Below are 13,887 nucleotides of genomic sequence, written 5' to 3'. Positions count from 1 at the left end.
ATCGATCATCGGCGGCTGGCCTCCGGCACATGGGCGTCGAACCAGTCGCGAACCGTCTCGAGGCCGGGCTGCTTCAGATTGGCGTTCAGATGGTCCCACATGCGCGGCATGAAGGCCCGATACCGGGGCTTGCCGTCCCGGGTGATCAACCGGGCGAAGATGCCGAGAATGCGCGCCTCGTTCAGCGCCGCCAGACCGGCGTAGTCGCGCATGAAGGCGGTCCGGTCGACGTGGGGGCGCAGGCCAAAATAGTGATCGAGCGCCTTCGCCTCGAGCGCCGGAGAGACGTCCCGACGGGCGTCCTGAAGCAGCGAGTGCAGGTCCCACGACGGGTGGGCGCGGACGGCGTCCTGGAAGTCGATCATCCCGACCATGGCCGCCCCGGTCTTGCCCGGCAGGCGGATCAGGTTCTCGGCGTGATAGTCGCGGTGCGCCATCACCGTCGCCCCGGCCGCGCCCCGCTCGACCACCGGACGCCACGCCTCCCGCCAGGCGGCGACGGCGGCGTCATCAAAGCGGAGCGCCGGGTCCAGCTTCGGCATCCATTCGACGAACAGGTCCGCCCCGCCCTGCAGCGCGGTCTCGTCATAGACCAGCAGGGGCCAGTCGCCCGCCGCGCCCGACAGTTGCTCCGGCGTCACCGCCTCATGCAGGGTCGCCAGCGCCTCGACGGCGGCCAGATACAGCGGCTCCTCAGCCTCGCCCGCTTCGATCACCCGCGCGAACAGGGCGTCGCCGAAGTCCTCCAGCACGGCCAGGCCGGCGGCGGCGTCCACCGCGAGGATCTCCGGCGCGGACAGGCCCAGCGCTTTCAGGTGCGCCGCCACGGCGGCGAAGGCCTCGATCCGTCCGGCCGACAGGCGCGCCGTGGCGTTCCAGCCCGAGGCCAGCCGCTGCTCCGGCGTCCACGCCGGGTCGGCGGGCGGACTTTCCGCCGAGGCCGCCTGATCCATCAGCATCAGGGAGCGTCCGTCCGCCGTGGTCAGCCGCTCGTAGCGGCGCGTCGAGGCGTCGCCGGGCAGGGGAACGCGCGCCGCATCGGCGAGGCCGGCGGACTTCAGGAACTCCAGGCGTTGGGCTTCACGGTCAGACATTCAGATCCTTCAGCTTCTCTTCCCACGCCCCTGCGGCAAAAACGGTCGCATGCCTGCCGTCGCCCTGTTCGGCCAAGGTGACGGAGAGACGGTCGGGTCCCAGCCAGGCGCCGGGATCGTCCCCCAGCCGCTCGGGCCACTCGATGACGGCGCAGCCTTCATCGAGCGCCTCGTCCAGACCAATCTCCGCGGTCTCCTCGGGCCGGGTCAGGCGATACAGGTCGAAATGCGCGACCGGCGGCTCGCTGTCATAGAACTGGACCAAGGTGAAGGTCGGCGACGGCACATCCTCGTCCGGCGTGGTCAGGGCCCGGATCAGGGCGCGGGCCAGGGTCGACTTGCCCATCCCCAGCGGGCCGTACAGCAGCACGCTTTCCCCGGCCTCCAGCAGGGGGGCGATCGCCGCCCCCAGCCGTCCGGTGGCGTCGGCGTCCGGCAGATCGATCAGGCGCTCAGGCAAAGTCGGCGTCCGGCTGCACAGGCAGAACCCGTTCGGTGAAGGCCTTGAGAGCGTAGGTCGCCTTGCCCGCGTCGATATCCAGCCGTGAGGGCGGAATCGGCTTGCCCACCTTCAGCTGGAAGGCCTGACGCCGCTTGTTCAGCAGTTCATGGAAAAGGGTGATGTCGCGCAGTTCCTGCGAGAACCGGTCGAACCAGTGGAACAGGCGTGAATAGGGACCGGCCACATGGATCGGCACCACGGGGGCTTCATATTTGCGCGCCAGCGAGGCCGCGGTCGGCGCCCATGCCGGATCGGTGACCGACCCGTCCTTGGCGATCCGGGCCAGCCGCCCGGCGGGGAACATCACCACGCAGCGCTCGGCCTCGAACGCCTCCTTCGCCGCCTGCAGGGTGGCGCGGGTCTTCTCGCGGGTGCGCTTCTCGTGAACCCACTCGACCGGAATGATGGCCTCGCCCAATCGCGGCGACACCCGAAGGGCGTCCGCGTTGGCGAAGAAGATGGCGTCCGGCCGACGCGCCTTCACTGCGTCGAAGACGGCGATGCCGTCGGCGATGCCGGTCGGATGGTTCGCCACGACGACGCACCGTCCGGCGACGGGAATCCGGTCGGGATTGAGCACCGACACCTTCAGGTCCAGCAGGTCGCTCATATAGTCGAGGGCCTGCGCGCCCGAGAGAGGCTGCACGGCATCCGCCATGATGACCGCCTGACGGTAGTTCAGCAGCCGGTACAGGAACGGCCGCACCAGCGGCCAGGCCGCGGACCGGGTCAGCCGCGGCGCGCGCTCGGCGATCAGCACGTCGCAGATGTGCGGCGTGGAACGGGCTGGCAGGGAGTCGGCGACGGTCATGCGACGTCGGTTGTCGCCGCTCGTGCGGACGACGGCAAGCGGCTTGGCGAGCGCCACAGGCATGTTAGGTCTTGGGCCGGGCGTGGAGGGTGAAAGATGACCATCAGGACCGGACTGCTGGCGGGCGCGGCGATGCTGGCTCTGGGCTTCGGCGGGCTCGCGCAGGCGCAGACGCCCGCCCCGGCCGACACGCCGCCCCCGACGACCCGGACGGCGGCGGGCGGCCTCAGCCCCGCGCAACTGGCCATGCTCGAGCGGGTCTCGGACCCTCGGCTGTCCCCCGACGGGCAACGCGTCCTCTACAGCGTCCGTTCGACCGACTGGGCGGGCAATCGCGGCGTCACGGCCCTGTGGGTGGTCGAGGCGGACGGAACATCACGACGGCTGGCGGCCTCGGACGGCGGCGCGACCTCGGGCCGATGGGCGCCGGATGGAAACGGGATCTACTTCCTGTCCTCGCGCGGCGGCTCCAGCCAGGTCTGGCGCATGGACCGCGACGGTCAGGCCGCGACCCAGGTGACCACCCTGCCGGTCGATGTGACCGCCTTCCGCCTGTCGGGCGACGGCCGGACGCTGATCGTGGCCCTGCCGGTCTTTCTGGACTGCGCGGACCTGAACTGCACCCGCGACCGGCTGAAGGCCCAGGCCGCCCCGGGTTCGACGGTGCGCGCCTATGACCGCCTGCCCCTGCGCCCGTGGGACAGCTGGAACGACGGGCGGCGCAGCCATCTGTTCGCCCTGGACCTCAACGCGTCAGGCCTCGCCGCCGCCAACCCCCGCGACCTGATGGCGGGTCTGGACGGCGACGCCCCCTCGCGGCCTCAAGGCGACGAAAGCGAGTTCAACCTGTCCCCCGACGGGCGGATCCTGGTGTTCCAGACCCAGACCCAGGGCCGCACCGAAGCCCTGACCAACAATTCCGACATCTGGACCGTTCCGGTCTCGGGCGGCGCCCCCGTCAACCTGACCGCCGCCAACAACGCCCCGGATTCCAGCCCCGTCTTCTCGCCCGACGGCCGCCGTCTCGCCTGGCTGGCCGGGCGGCGCGAGACCGTCTACGGCGACCAGCCGGTGCTGGTGGTCGCCGACGCCGACGGTGCGAACGCCCGTCCGCTCGCCGCGGACTGGGATCGCGGCGCCTCGAGCCTGCGCTGGCGCTCGGACGGCCGGGCCCTCTACGCCCTCGCCGCCGAGAACGGCCAGCAGAAGCTGTTCGAGATCGACGCGCGCACCGGCGCCGTCCGCGCCGTCAACGAGCGCGGCACGGCGGCGGGCTTCGACGAGAAGAACGGTCGACTGGTGATGGCCTTCGAGGCCTTCGACGCGCCCACGCAGATCGTCGACTGGAGTGACCGGTCGGTCCGGACCCTGGCCGATCCCAACGCCGAAGCCCTGGCCGGCGTCGACCTGCCCGACGGAGAGCTGTTCACCTTCGTCGGCTGGAATGACGAACCGGTGCAGGGCTGGGTGTTCAAGCCCGCCGGCTATGTCGAGGGTCGTCGCTATCCGGTCGTCTATCTGATCCACGGCGGGCCCAAGTCGCCCTGGACCAACGGCTGGTCCTATCGCTGGAACCCCCAGATCTACACCGGCGCCGGCTACGGCGTGGTGATGGTCAATTTCCACGGCTCGCCGGGCTTCGGCCAGGCCTTCACCGACGCCATCAACGAGCACTGGGGCGACCGGCCGCTCGAGGACCTGCAGAAGGGCTGGGACGCCGCGCTGCGGCAGAACAGCTGGATGGACGGGGACCGCGCCTGCGCGCTCGGCGCCTCCTACGGCGGCTATATGGTCAATCTGATCGCCGGTCGCTGGGACGAGCCCTGGGCCTGTCTGGTCAACCACGCCGGGGTGTTCGACGTGGGCCAGCTGATGAACGCCATGGACATCGGCACCTTCAGCTCCGAGTTCGGCGGCATGTCGTGGGAGCGGCCGGAGCTGTACCAGCGGTTCAGCCCCAACACCTGGGTCAGCGAGTGGTCGAAGCCGATGCTGGTCCTGCATGGCTCGCGCGATTTCCGGGTGCCGGTCGAACAGGGTCTCGGGACCTTCTCGGCCCTCCAGCATCGGGGCATCGAAAGCCGGTTCGTCCATATCCCGGACGAGAACCACTGGGTGCTCAAGCCGCGCAACTGGGTCGACTGGCAGCAGGAAATCCTCGACTGGACAGCCCACTACACGGCTGAGTGAGCGGCAAGCGGAGCGCTTTCACGGGAAGAACTGCGGTGCTACGCCAGCGGCCGCAGACATGAGGAACCCGTCCATGCGTCACCGCTCCCTGCTTTCCTGCGCCGTCGCCGCCATCGCGCTGGCGACCGCCGTTCCCGCCCTGGCCGAGGCGCCCGCCGCCGCTCCGGCTCCGGCGGCCTCGGTCCAGACGCAGCAAGCCTTCGACTACAACGCCATGATCTCGGCCAACCGGCTGGGCGATCCGCAGGTCTCTCCGGACGGGCGCTGGGTCGTCTATTCGGTGACCACCACCGACGTCACCGCCAACCGCCGCGCCGGCGCCCTGTTCATCCAGGACCTGCGGAACCCGGGCGAGGGCCGTCGCCTGGCCATCAACGAGGGCGGCGCCAACACCGCCCGCTGGGGTTCGGACGGCAAGCTGTACTTCCTCTCGGGCCGCTCGGGCTCCAGCCAGGTCTGGCGCGCCGAAGCCGACGGCACGGCCCCGGTTCAGGTGACCAGCCTGCCGCTGGACGTGAACGCCTACCGCCTCAGCCCCGACGCCTCGAAGGTCGCGGTGTCGCTCGCCGTCTTCCCCGACTGCGCCGACCTGGCCTGCACCGTGGATCGCAACAAGGCCGTCGCCGACGATCCCTCGACCGGTCAGGTCTATGACCGCATGTTCGTGCGCCACTGGGACACCTGGAATGACGGGACCCAGAACCACCTGTTCGTCCTGAACACCGACGGGTCGGGTCAACCGGTCCACGTCACCCGCGGTTTCGACGGCGACACCCCCTCCAAGCCCTTCGGCGACGAGAGCGAATTCGTCTTCACCCCGGACAGCCAAGGTCTGGTCTTCTCGGCCCGCGAGGCCGGGACGTCCGAGCCCTGGAGCACCAATTTCGACCTCTATCAGGTGGCGATCTCGGCCCCCGGCCAGCTGACCAACCTGACCGACGCCAACGACGCCTGGGACACCGGCCCGGTCTTCTCTCCGGACGGCAGGACCCTGGCCTATCGCGCCATGGCCCGCCCGGGTTTCGAGGCGGACAAGTACGCCATCTTCCTGCGTGACGTGGCGACCGGCGAGACCCGCCAGGTCGCCGCCGACTGGGATCGCTCGGCTGACACCCTGCAGTGGTCGCGTGACGGCCGCACCCTCTACACCACCGCCGGCGACGTCGGTCAGACCCGCCTGTTCAGCATCGACGTCCGTCGCGGGACGGTCGTGCCGATCACCGGCGAGGGCCACGTCTCGGCCTTCCAGCAGACGCCCTCGGGCTTCGTCTTCGCCCAGGACAGCCTGACCCGTCCCAGCGAGCTGTTCGTGAAGACCTTCCGCGGTCGCGAAATGCCCGCCCGGATCACCAATGTGAACCCGCAGCTGGACAACCTCGCCTTCGGCGAGGCCGAGCAGTTCACCTTCGCCGGCTGGAACAACGAGACCGTCCACGGCTACGTGATCAAGCCGGCCAACTATGTCGAAGGGCAGAAATACCCGGTCGCCTTCCTGATCCACGGCGGGCCGCAGGGCTCGTTCGGCAACGGCTGGTCATACCGCTGGAACCCCGAGACCTATGCCGGCGCCGGCTATGCCGTCGTCATGATCGATTTCCACGGCTCGACCGGCTACGGCCAGGCCTTCACGGACTCGATCAGCCAGCACTGGGGCGACCGCCCGTTCGAGGACCTGCAGAAGGGCTGGGCCGCCGCTCAGGAGAAGTACAGCTTCCTCGACGGCGACAACGCCTGCGCCCTGGGCGCCTCCTACGGCGGCTACATGATCAACTGGATCGCGGGCAACTGGCCGGGCGAGTTCAAATGCCTGGTCAACCACGACGGCGTCTTCGACATCCGCGGCATGGGCTACGGCACCGAGGAGCTGTGGTTCACCGAGTGGGAGTACGGCGGCACCCAGTACGAGAATCCGCAGGGCTACGAGCAGTTCAATCCGGTGAACCACGTCGCCAACTGGCGTGACCCGATGCTGGTGGTTCAGGGCGACCTCGACTACCGCATCCCGACCGCCCAGGGCCTGTCGACCTTCACGGCCCTGCAGCGTCGCGGCATCGACAGCCGCCTGCTCTTCTTCCCGAACGAGAACCACTGGGTGCTGCGGCCGGCCAACAGCCTGCAATGGCACAACGAGGTGTTCGGCTGGCTGGACAAGTATCTGAAGCCGGCGAACTGATCGCCGCTCAGGGCAAAGAGAAAGGGCGCTCCCGGCGGGAGCGCCCTTTTTTCTTGCCGTTTGTGGCCCGGATCAGCGGGCGCGGGCGTAGGCCGAGGCGTTGACCAGCCGGGCGTGCTCGACCGCGGTCATGCAGCGCGGCGTCGACCAGGCCGGGTCCGACGGACGCAGCGCCATGGCTTCACGGGCCGTGATGAACACCGGGGCGGCGCCGTGCTCGCGCGTGAAGGCGCGGCGGGTGGCGGCGTCGGTGGCGCAGACCAGCACCGGACGGGCGGTCGAGGCCTGCTCGGCCTCATGGGCGGCGACCGGGACGGCCGACAGGGCGGAAACGGCGACCGCGAGGGCCGCAAAGGCGCGAATGGCACGCATGGCAGGGCTCCAGAAACGCCTGAAATGCTCAGGACTCGGAGCGAATAATGCGCGAATAACGTCGTTTGTAAATCTTATATGACGGTTGGAAGTATGAAATTTTACAAACCCCGATCCGATGGGCTCTGAGCCTTTCCGGTCCCTCGTGCGTTGTGCAGGCTTCGACGGAGCCCGGTCGCTTGCCCAACCCCTTGAAAGACAATCTGAACTGGACCGCCTTCAGGGAGCGGGCCCTCGTCCCGGCCGGTGCGCATCTGCGCAGCTGGCGCGACAACGACCCCTTTATCGCCGCCGTCCGCCGTCCGGGCCGGAGCGAGAAAATCGCGGCCGCCGTCACCCTGCTGCTGATCCTGGCGGTCGTCGCCTTCCTGATGCTGTTCGACTGGAACTGGCTGCGCGGCCCGATCGGCCGCTGGGCCTCGGTAAAATATGACCGGGAAATCCAGCTCAACGGCGACCTCGACGTGACGCTGTTCAGTTGGACCCCGTCCGTGCATGTGCGGGACCTGCGCATCGGCGGCCCGGACTGGGCCCGCGACAGGGACACGCTCAGGGTCGCCGATCTTCAGGCCTCCGCGCGCCTCCGCCCCCTGTTTACCGGCCGGATCGAACTGCCGCTGGTGGCCATCACCCGGCCCGAGGTCGTGCTGATCTCGACCGCGGACGGCCGGCAGAGCTGGAAGCTGAACCCGGACGCTCCCGACACCGGCGAAGGGCTCAAGCTGCCCCCCATCAACCGCCTGCTCATCCGGGACGGCAAGGTCTCGCTGGATGAGCAACGCCGGAAGATCCGGCTTGAGGCGACGGTCACGGCACGGGAAGGCTCCGACGGCGACGCCGGCTTCCATCTGGACGGCGACGGCACGATCAACGGCACGCCCCTGACCCTGTCGGTGCGGGGCGGCCCCTTCATCAACATCCGCCGCGATCATCCCTACGGCTTCCAGGCGACCTTGGCCGGGGTCAACTCCCGGCTGGAGGCGCGCGGCTCGATCACCCGCCCGTTCGACCTGGGCCAGTTCCGCTCGACCCTGACCCTGCAGGGCCGTGACCTGGCCGATCTCTACCTGCTGACCGGCATCACCACGCCGAACTCGCCGCCCTATCGCCTGTCGGGGACCCTGACCCGGGACGACGCCAAATTCACCTTCAGCGACTTCAGCGGCCGGGTCGGATCGTCCGACCTTTCAGGCGACCTGACCGTGGACAAGCCGGGCGACCGGCGCCGCGTCGACGCCGTGCTGCACTCGAACCTGCTGGATATCGACGACCTGCTCACCGTGATGGGCGCCGCCCCGACCGTGACCCCGGCCGGCAATACGGTCGTCACCTCCGGCCGCCCCGGGCGCCTGCTGCCCGACGCCCCGCTGGCCGTGGAGCGCCTGCGCACCATGGACGGCTCGCTGAAATACACCGCCGCCCGGGTCAAGCGGAACGATCTGGACGTTCGCGCGGTCGAACTGGGCGCCGATCTGGACAAGGCCGTCCTGAACCTCGATCCCGTGGCCTTCACCTTCAATCGCGGCGAACTGCGCGGCACGGCCCGGATCAACGCCGAACGCGACGTGCCTTACAGCGCGATCGATTTCCGTCTGCGCGGCTATCCGCTGGAATCCATCATCCCGGCGCGGGGCGGCGTTCCGACCGTCACCGGCAGCGCGCTCGGCCGGGCCCGGCTGGAAGGCCCCGGCGCCTCGATCCACGATTTCGCGGCCGCGTCCAAGGGCCAGATCACCCTCGTCGTCCCGCAGGGCCGCATGCGCTCGGCCTTCGCAGAACTGCTGGGCATCAACGCCACCGCCGGCCTGTTCCGGCTGCTGGGCGGCGACGAGTCGTCCGTCGAGGTGCGCTGCGCCGTGGCGGACTTCCGCGTCGCCGGCGGCCGGGCGACGGCGGAGACCTTCGTCATCGACACCACCCCGGTTCTGGCCCGCGGCGCCGGCGTCATCGACCTCAACAGCGAGACGATGAACCTGCGGATCGACGGGGAGACAAAGGAGGCCCGGCTGGTGCGCCTGTGGTCGCCCATCGTCGTCCAGGGCCCGCTGACCGCGCCGAACGTCGGCGTCGACACCGGCTCCGTGGTCGGACAGGCCGGACTGGCGGGCATCCTCGGCGCCGTCGTCAATCCGCTGGTCGCCCTCCTGCCCTTCGTGGACCCCGGCCTGGCCGAGGACGCCAACTGCGGCGCCCTGATCTCTTCAGCCCGTTAATCGCGGACGATCTGGAGCGCAGCCGTTGTTCGTGCCTATCTGCACAGGCATGACCCGACGCGGCCTCCTCGTTCCGACCCTCGGCGCCCTGGCGGCGGCCTGTTCCCCCCTCGGCCTGCTCAACGGGCTGGGCCCGCGCGACGGGGGCGTCCGCCGCGCCGCCCACAACCTCGCCTACGGCCCGGACGACCGGCAGACCCTGGACGTCTGGGTTCCGACCCAGCCGTCCGCCACGCCCCGGCCCGTGCTGGTCTTCTTCTACGGCGGGGGCTGGTACGCCGGGGACAAGGACCTCTACGGCTGGGCCGCCCAGGCCCTGGCCGCGCGCGGCTTCGTCGTGATGGTCGCGGACTACCGGCTGGTCCCGGAGGTTCACTTCCCGGCCTTTATCGAGGACGCCGCCGCCGCCACCGCCCTGACCACAAGGATCGCACCGCAGTACGGCGGCGATCCGGCCAGACTCGGCGTGCTGGGCCATTCGGCCGGCGCCTATCTGTGCATGATGATCGCGCTTGATCGCCGGTACCTCGCCGCCGTCGACGCGCCGGGCGTGGTCAGGGCCGCCGCCGGGCTGGCCGGTCCCTATGACTTCCTCCCGCTGGACACCCCCGCCTCGCGCAACGCCTTCAACCGGGCGCCGGACCTGACCCTGACCCAGCCCGTCAGTTTCGTCCGTCCCGACGCGCCGCCCCTCTGGCTGGGCCACGGGGTGATCGACAAGGTGGTCCACGCCGAGGACACCACCATCCTGTGCGAGCGGATGCGGGCCGTCGGCGGCCGGTGCGAGGCGAAGCTTTATCCGAACCTGACCCACGAAGACCTGATCGCGACCTTCTCGCCCCTGTTCCGGCGCAAGGGACCGGTGCTCGACGACGTCGTCGACTTCTTCCGGCGCGAGCTGGTCTGACGTCAGAAGGCGTCACTGGATCGCCCGCCGCGAACGCGCACTGTGCCGGGCGGAGGAACCCCCATGATGTTCGCCGTCGCACCCGTCATCCTGTTCCTGTTCGCCGCCGCGCCGCAGGAGCCGTCGATCGACGCCCTGTTCGCCGAGGCCCTGCGCACCAGTCCGACGCCCGCGCGCCTGCGGGAGCAGCACCGCTATTGGGTCAGCGAGGGAGCCGATCCGGCGGATGACAACTACCGTGAACGGCTGCAGGCCGGGCTGGCGGCGGACCGCAAGGCCGCAGCCCTCCGGGTCGATCCCGACACCTTGGGCGACGCCTGTCTGGACCTGCGACTGGATCAGGGCTGCGCGGTCGAACAGGCCGGCTTCCTCAACGACGCCCCCGGCGGCGGGCGGCTGTACTGGCAAATCCAGCAGGGGGCCAGCGCCGAGGACGGCGTCGGCGGCGGCATCGTCCTGCTCCGTCCCGAGGGCGACCGCCTGCGCCCCGTTCTGTGGGACTTCGAGGCCTGGCGCTACGAAGCCCCGGAATGGGTCACCGATGAGGACGGAGTTTCCATGCTGGTCCTGCGCGGCCTCAGCCGGGGGGCCTCCGGCAGCCCCATGGACCTGCTCTTCCGCTGGGACGATACGGCGTGGCGTCAGATCGACACCGGCGCCTGGCCCGATCAGGTTCCGGCCCTCGCCGACGGCCTCACGCTCCAGAGCGGCGTCCGCATCGACTATCGCACCCTCCGCGGCGTCAGCCCGTTGTGGCGCTCCCGCGACGGCGGCTGCTGCCCGACCGGCGGCCTGGCCGAGCTGAAGTTCGAGATCCGGGACGACGTCCTTCGACTGGTCGAGGTGGATCGTCACACGCCGTAACCGGTGTTCAGCGCGCCTGTCTCGCCAAGGTCACGCTCTTCCGTTAAGGGAGGCCATGACAAATACGATGACAGCACAGGCGGCGCTGGACCGCCTCGAAACCCTCTACGCACAATCCGTCGCCAATCTGCGCGACGCCGTGAAGACCTTCCTCGCCACAGGCGAGCGTCCCGACGCCGAGGCGCGGGCCAAGGGGCTCTTCGCCTACCCCGAACTCCGGGTCAGCTGGTTCGGCGACCGCCCGCAGGGCCTGCCGATCCGCGCCTGGGCCCGCCTGTCGCGGCCCGGCGTCTACACCACCACCATCACCCGGCCCGAACTGTACCGCTCCTATCTGCAGGAACAGCTGGCGCTGCTCGAGCAGGACTACAGCGCCACCTTCGACGTCGCGCCGTCGGCGCAGGAAATCCCCTTCCCCTACGTGCTGGACGGCTCGGACGTGGTGCTGGACGCCACCATGACGGCCGCCATCGCCCGCTACTTCCCGACGACCGACCTGGCCCACATCGGCGATGAAATCTCGGACGGCCTGTGGGACGCCGAGGACGAGTTCCCGCTGGCCCAGTTCGACGGCCTGCGCACCGACTTCTCGCTCGCCCGCCTGCGCCACTACACCGGCACCCCGGTCGAGGACGTCCAGAACTACATCCTCTTCACCAACTACAACCGCTACGTCGACGAGTTCGTCCGCTGGGCGCTGGAGCAGATCAAGGATCCGAACAGCATCTACGAGACCTTCTCGACCTCGGGCGGGGTCGTGGTCACGCGCGATACGCCGAACCCGGAGGCCGTCGTCGCCGACGCCGCCTGGAAGAAGCACCAGATGCCCGCCTACCACCTGACGGCTCCGGGCTGGAACGGGATCACCCTGGTCAACATCGGCGTCGGCCCGTCCAACGCCAAGACCATCTGCGACCACCTGGCGGTCACCCGCCCCCACGCCTGGATGATGATCGGCCACTGCGGCGGCCTGCGTCCCTCGCAGACCATCGGCGACTATGTGCTGGCCCACGCCTATCTGCGCGAGGATCACGTGCTGGACGCCGTCCTGCCGCCGGACATCCCCATCCCGTCGATCGCGGAAGTGCAACGCGCCCTCTATGACGCCGCCAAGATCGTCTCCGGCGCGCCCGGCGAGGAAGTGAAGCGTCGCCTGCGCACCGGCACCGTCGTCACCACCGACGACCGGAACTGGGAGCTGCGCTATTCCAAGTCGGCCCTGCGCTTCAACCAGAGCCGCGCCGTCGCCATCGACATGGAATCGGCCACCATCGCCGCCCAGGGCTATCGCTTCCGCGTGCCCTACGGGACCCTGCTCTGCGTGTCGGACAAGCCGCTGCACGGCGAGATCAAGCTGCCGGGGCAGGCCAACCGCTTCTACGAGGGGTCGATCTCCGAACACCTCCAGATCGGCATCCAGGCCGTGGACCTGCTGCGCGCCGAGGGCAACCGCCTGCACAGCCGCAAGCTCCGCGCCTTCGACGAGCCGCCGTTCCGGTAAGACCGGAACGGTAGGGCTACTTCCTCAGCCGTTCCGCGTTGGCGGTCGCCGCCGCGTGGATCGGCTGCAGGGCGTCGGTCTGCAGCTTCAGCATGGCCGCGCCCATGGCCCAGCCCTGCTCGAGCGAGCGGCTGAAGGCGTTGGCGGCCCAGGCGCCCTGGGCGGCCATCATCTCGGCCGGGGTCTGGGACCGCAGGACGGCGTCGAACGCCCGGCCCGCCGCGGCGGTCTCCCGCGCGGCGACGGTCTGGGCCGTTTGCGCCAGCACCGCCGCGCCGGTCAGGCCGATACGGGCCGACTTGGCCATGGCGTCCAGCTTTTCCGAACCCATCAGCGTCAGCTCGGCCATGTCGGCCTTGGCCGGATTGGCCACGGCCTCGGCCATGATGGTCAGACGGCGGGCGATGACGTCGCCCGACGCTTCCAGAAGTTCCTGTCCGGCGCGGGCGGCCCGCGCGGCCTCGTCGATAGGGCTCATGGGATGACGGTGCGCCTGACCCGGCCTTACGGCAAGACCTCTGCGGAGAAGTCCGCCACGTCCTGTAGCAATCCCGGCACAGCCGCATCGATGATCGTCTGGCCGTGCTCAGGGCTGGCCAGCATGGGATCAGAGCCGATCCGGCCGTCCGGGAAGCGGGCGCGATAGTCCAGCGCATCGCGGATCGGCCCGTTCGGCGCGATCTTCGGCGAGTAGTCGGCGGTCTTGATCCGGTCCGGATAGGCGGCCTGGGTCACCGCGATCTCGGACGGGGTGGCGTGCATGCCGTGCCCGACCGGGAACAGGCGGTTGCACAGGCTGTTCACGCCCGGCAGGTCCCACCAGTTGCGCAGTTTCAGCACGAAGGGCGGGCGGTCCTCGGCGAACGACCACTCGGCGTAGATCTCGGCGAAGGTCGCCTCGATGGTGGCGACATTGCCGCCGTGGCCGTTCAGGAAATAGATCCGCTCGAAGCCGTGACGGCTCAGCGAATGCACCCAGTCGGTGATCGCCGCCATGAAGGTCGAGGGGCGCAGGCTGATGGTGCCCGCGAAGGCCAGATGGTGCTGGGCCATGCCGATATTGAAGGTCGGGGCGACCACCAGCTGCTCATCCGTCTTCTCGGCGGCGTGGGCGATGATCTCGGGGCACAGCCAGTCGGTGCCCAGCAGGCCGGTCGGCCCGTGCTGCTCGTTCGAACCGATCGGCACGACCACCGTCTTCACGGTCTTCAGCCGCGCGTCGATCTCGGGCCAGGACGACAGGTGCATCAGCATGGGCGA

The 13,887-nt window shown here is 69.6% G+C and carries 12 protein-coding genes; 6 read left to right on the top strand and 6 right to left on the bottom strand.

What is annotated here, in order from left to right:
* Positions 1-5: 5 nt before the first annotated feature.
* From amgK to VGE03_RS15730, 3 genes are read right to left on the bottom strand one after another with little or no spacing between them, the layout of a single operon-like run.
* Positions 6-1,094, bottom strand: coding sequence for an N-acetylmuramate/N-acetylglucosamine kinase AmgK (amgK, locus tag VGE03_RS15740; RefSeq protein WP_331047419.1), 1,089 nt, complete (start codon positions 1,092-1,094; stop codon positions 6-8).
* Positions 1,087-1,554, bottom strand: coding sequence for a tRNA (adenosine(37)-N6)-threonylcarbamoyltransferase complex ATPase subunit type 1 TsaE (tsaE, locus tag VGE03_RS15735; RefSeq protein WP_331047418.1), 468 nt, complete (start codon positions 1,552-1,554; stop codon positions 1,087-1,089). The genes amgK and tsaE overlap by 8 nt, the downstream gene beginning before the upstream one ends.
* A complete protein-coding gene (locus VGE03_RS15730; protein ID WP_331047417.1) occupies positions 1,547-2,407 on the bottom strand; it encodes a GNAT family N-acetyltransferase in 861 nt (286 codons plus the stop codon). Before VGE03_RS15730 ends, tsaE begins: the two co-directional genes overlap by 8 nt.
* Positions 2,408-2,503: 96 nt before the next feature.
* Here VGE03_RS15730 and VGE03_RS15725 point away from each other — a divergent pair, with 96 nt between their 5' ends.
* Entirely contained in the window at positions 2,504-4,597 is a 2,094-nt protein-coding gene (locus tag VGE03_RS15725; RefSeq protein ID WP_331047416.1) for a S9 family peptidase, read from the top strand.
* A 73-nt stretch (positions 4,598-4,670) separates the two neighbouring features.
* Positions 4,671-6,770 carry a S9 family peptidase gene (locus VGE03_RS15720; RefSeq protein WP_331047415.1) on the top strand — a complete coding sequence of 700 codons (2,100 nt, stop codon included), beginning with the start codon at positions 4,671-4,673 and terminating at the stop codon, positions 6,768-6,770.
* Positions 6,771-6,842: 72 nt separating this feature from the next.
* On the opposite strand, the gene VGE03_RS15715 is transcribed toward VGE03_RS15720, so the two are convergent.
* Positions 6,843-7,142, bottom strand: coding sequence for a hypothetical protein (locus tag VGE03_RS15715; RefSeq protein ID WP_331047414.1), 300 nt, complete (start codon positions 7,140-7,142; stop codon positions 6,843-6,845).
* Positions 7,143-7,321: 179 nt separating this feature from the next.
* Between VGE03_RS15715 and VGE03_RS15710 the strand changes: the two genes are divergently transcribed.
* The 4 genes from VGE03_RS15710 (at position 7,322) to VGE03_RS15695 (ending at position 12,627) form a co-directional block, all read left to right on the top strand.
* Complete coding sequence (locus VGE03_RS15710; RefSeq protein WP_331047413.1) at positions 7,322-9,355, top strand: AsmA family protein; 2,034 nt, start codon at positions 7,322-7,324, stop codon at positions 9,353-9,355.
* 31 nt (positions 9,356-9,386) lie between these two features.
* The gene (locus tag VGE03_RS15705) at positions 9,387-10,262 is read left to right on the top strand and encodes an alpha/beta hydrolase (RefSeq protein WP_331047412.1); all 876 of its coding nucleotides are present in this window, start codon (positions 9,387-9,389) and stop codon (positions 10,260-10,262) included.
* 63 nt (positions 10,263-10,325) lie between these two features.
* Complete coding sequence (locus VGE03_RS15700; RefSeq protein WP_331047411.1) at positions 10,326-11,126, top strand: hypothetical protein; 801 nt, start codon at positions 10,326-10,328, stop codon at positions 11,124-11,126.
* 55 nt (positions 11,127-11,181) lie between these two features.
* Positions 11,182-12,627 (top strand): AMP nucleosidase, encoded by a 1,446-nt coding sequence (locus VGE03_RS15695; protein WP_331047410.1) that lies wholly within the window; start codon positions 11,182-11,184, stop codon positions 12,625-12,627.
* Between the two features lie 16 nt (positions 12,628-12,643).
* Here the strand turns inward: VGE03_RS15695 and VGE03_RS15690 are convergent, their stop codons facing one another.
* Together VGE03_RS15690 and VGE03_RS15685 are read right to left on the bottom strand one after the other, a co-directional pair.
* Entirely contained in the window at positions 12,644-13,105 is a 462-nt protein-coding gene (locus tag VGE03_RS15690; RefSeq protein ID WP_331047409.1) for a phasin family protein, read from the bottom strand.
* Between the two features lie 26 nt (positions 13,106-13,131).
* Positions 13,132-13,881, bottom strand: a complete 750-nt coding sequence (locus VGE03_RS15685; protein ID WP_331047408.1) for a creatininase family protein — start codon at positions 13,879-13,881, stop codon at positions 13,132-13,134.
* Positions 13,882-13,887 lie beyond the last annotated feature (6 nt).

It is taken from the genome of Brevundimonas sp., assembly GCF_036400995.1.
Classification (GTDB): Bacteria; Pseudomonadota; Alphaproteobacteria; order Caulobacterales; family Caulobacteraceae; genus Brevundimonas.
This window is presented reverse-complemented; position numbering and strand designations above follow the sequence as displayed.

What these genes read in the sequence shown, in the direction of transcription:
- VGE03_RS15700 (WP_331047411.1), top strand. Translation starts at nt 10,326, where the DNA reads ATGATGTTCGCCGTCGCACCCGTCATCCTGTTCCTGTTCGCCGCCGCG.
- VGE03_RS15685 (WP_331047408.1), bottom strand. Translation starts at nt 13,881, where the DNA reads ATGCTGATGCACCTGTCGTCCTGGCCCGAGATCGACGCGCGGCTGAAG.
- VGE03_RS15730 (WP_331047417.1), bottom strand. Translation starts at nt 2,407, where the DNA reads ATGACCGTCGCCGACTCCCTGCCAGCCCGTTCCACGCCGCACATCTGC.
- VGE03_RS15690 (WP_331047409.1), bottom strand. Translation starts at nt 13,105, where the DNA reads ATGAGCCCTATCGACGAGGCCGCGCGGGCCGCCCGCGCCGGACAGGAA.
- amgK (WP_331047419.1), bottom strand. Translation starts at nt 1,094, where the DNA reads ATGTCTGACCGTGAAGCCCAACGCCTGGAGTTCCTGAAGTCCGCCGGC.
- VGE03_RS15715 (WP_331047414.1), bottom strand. Translation starts at nt 7,142, where the DNA reads ATGCGTGCCATTCGCGCCTTTGCGGCCCTCGCGGTCGCCGTTTCCGCC.
- VGE03_RS15695 (WP_331047410.1), top strand. Translation starts at nt 11,182, where the DNA reads ATGACAAATACGATGACAGCACAGGCGGCGCTGGACCGCCTCGAAACC.
- VGE03_RS15720 (WP_331047415.1), top strand. Translation starts at nt 4,671, where the DNA reads ATGCGTCACCGCTCCCTGCTTTCCTGCGCCGTCGCCGCCATCGCGCTG.
- VGE03_RS15725 (WP_331047416.1), top strand. Translation starts at nt 2,504, where the DNA reads ATGACCATCAGGACCGGACTGCTGGCGGGCGCGGCGATGCTGGCTCTG.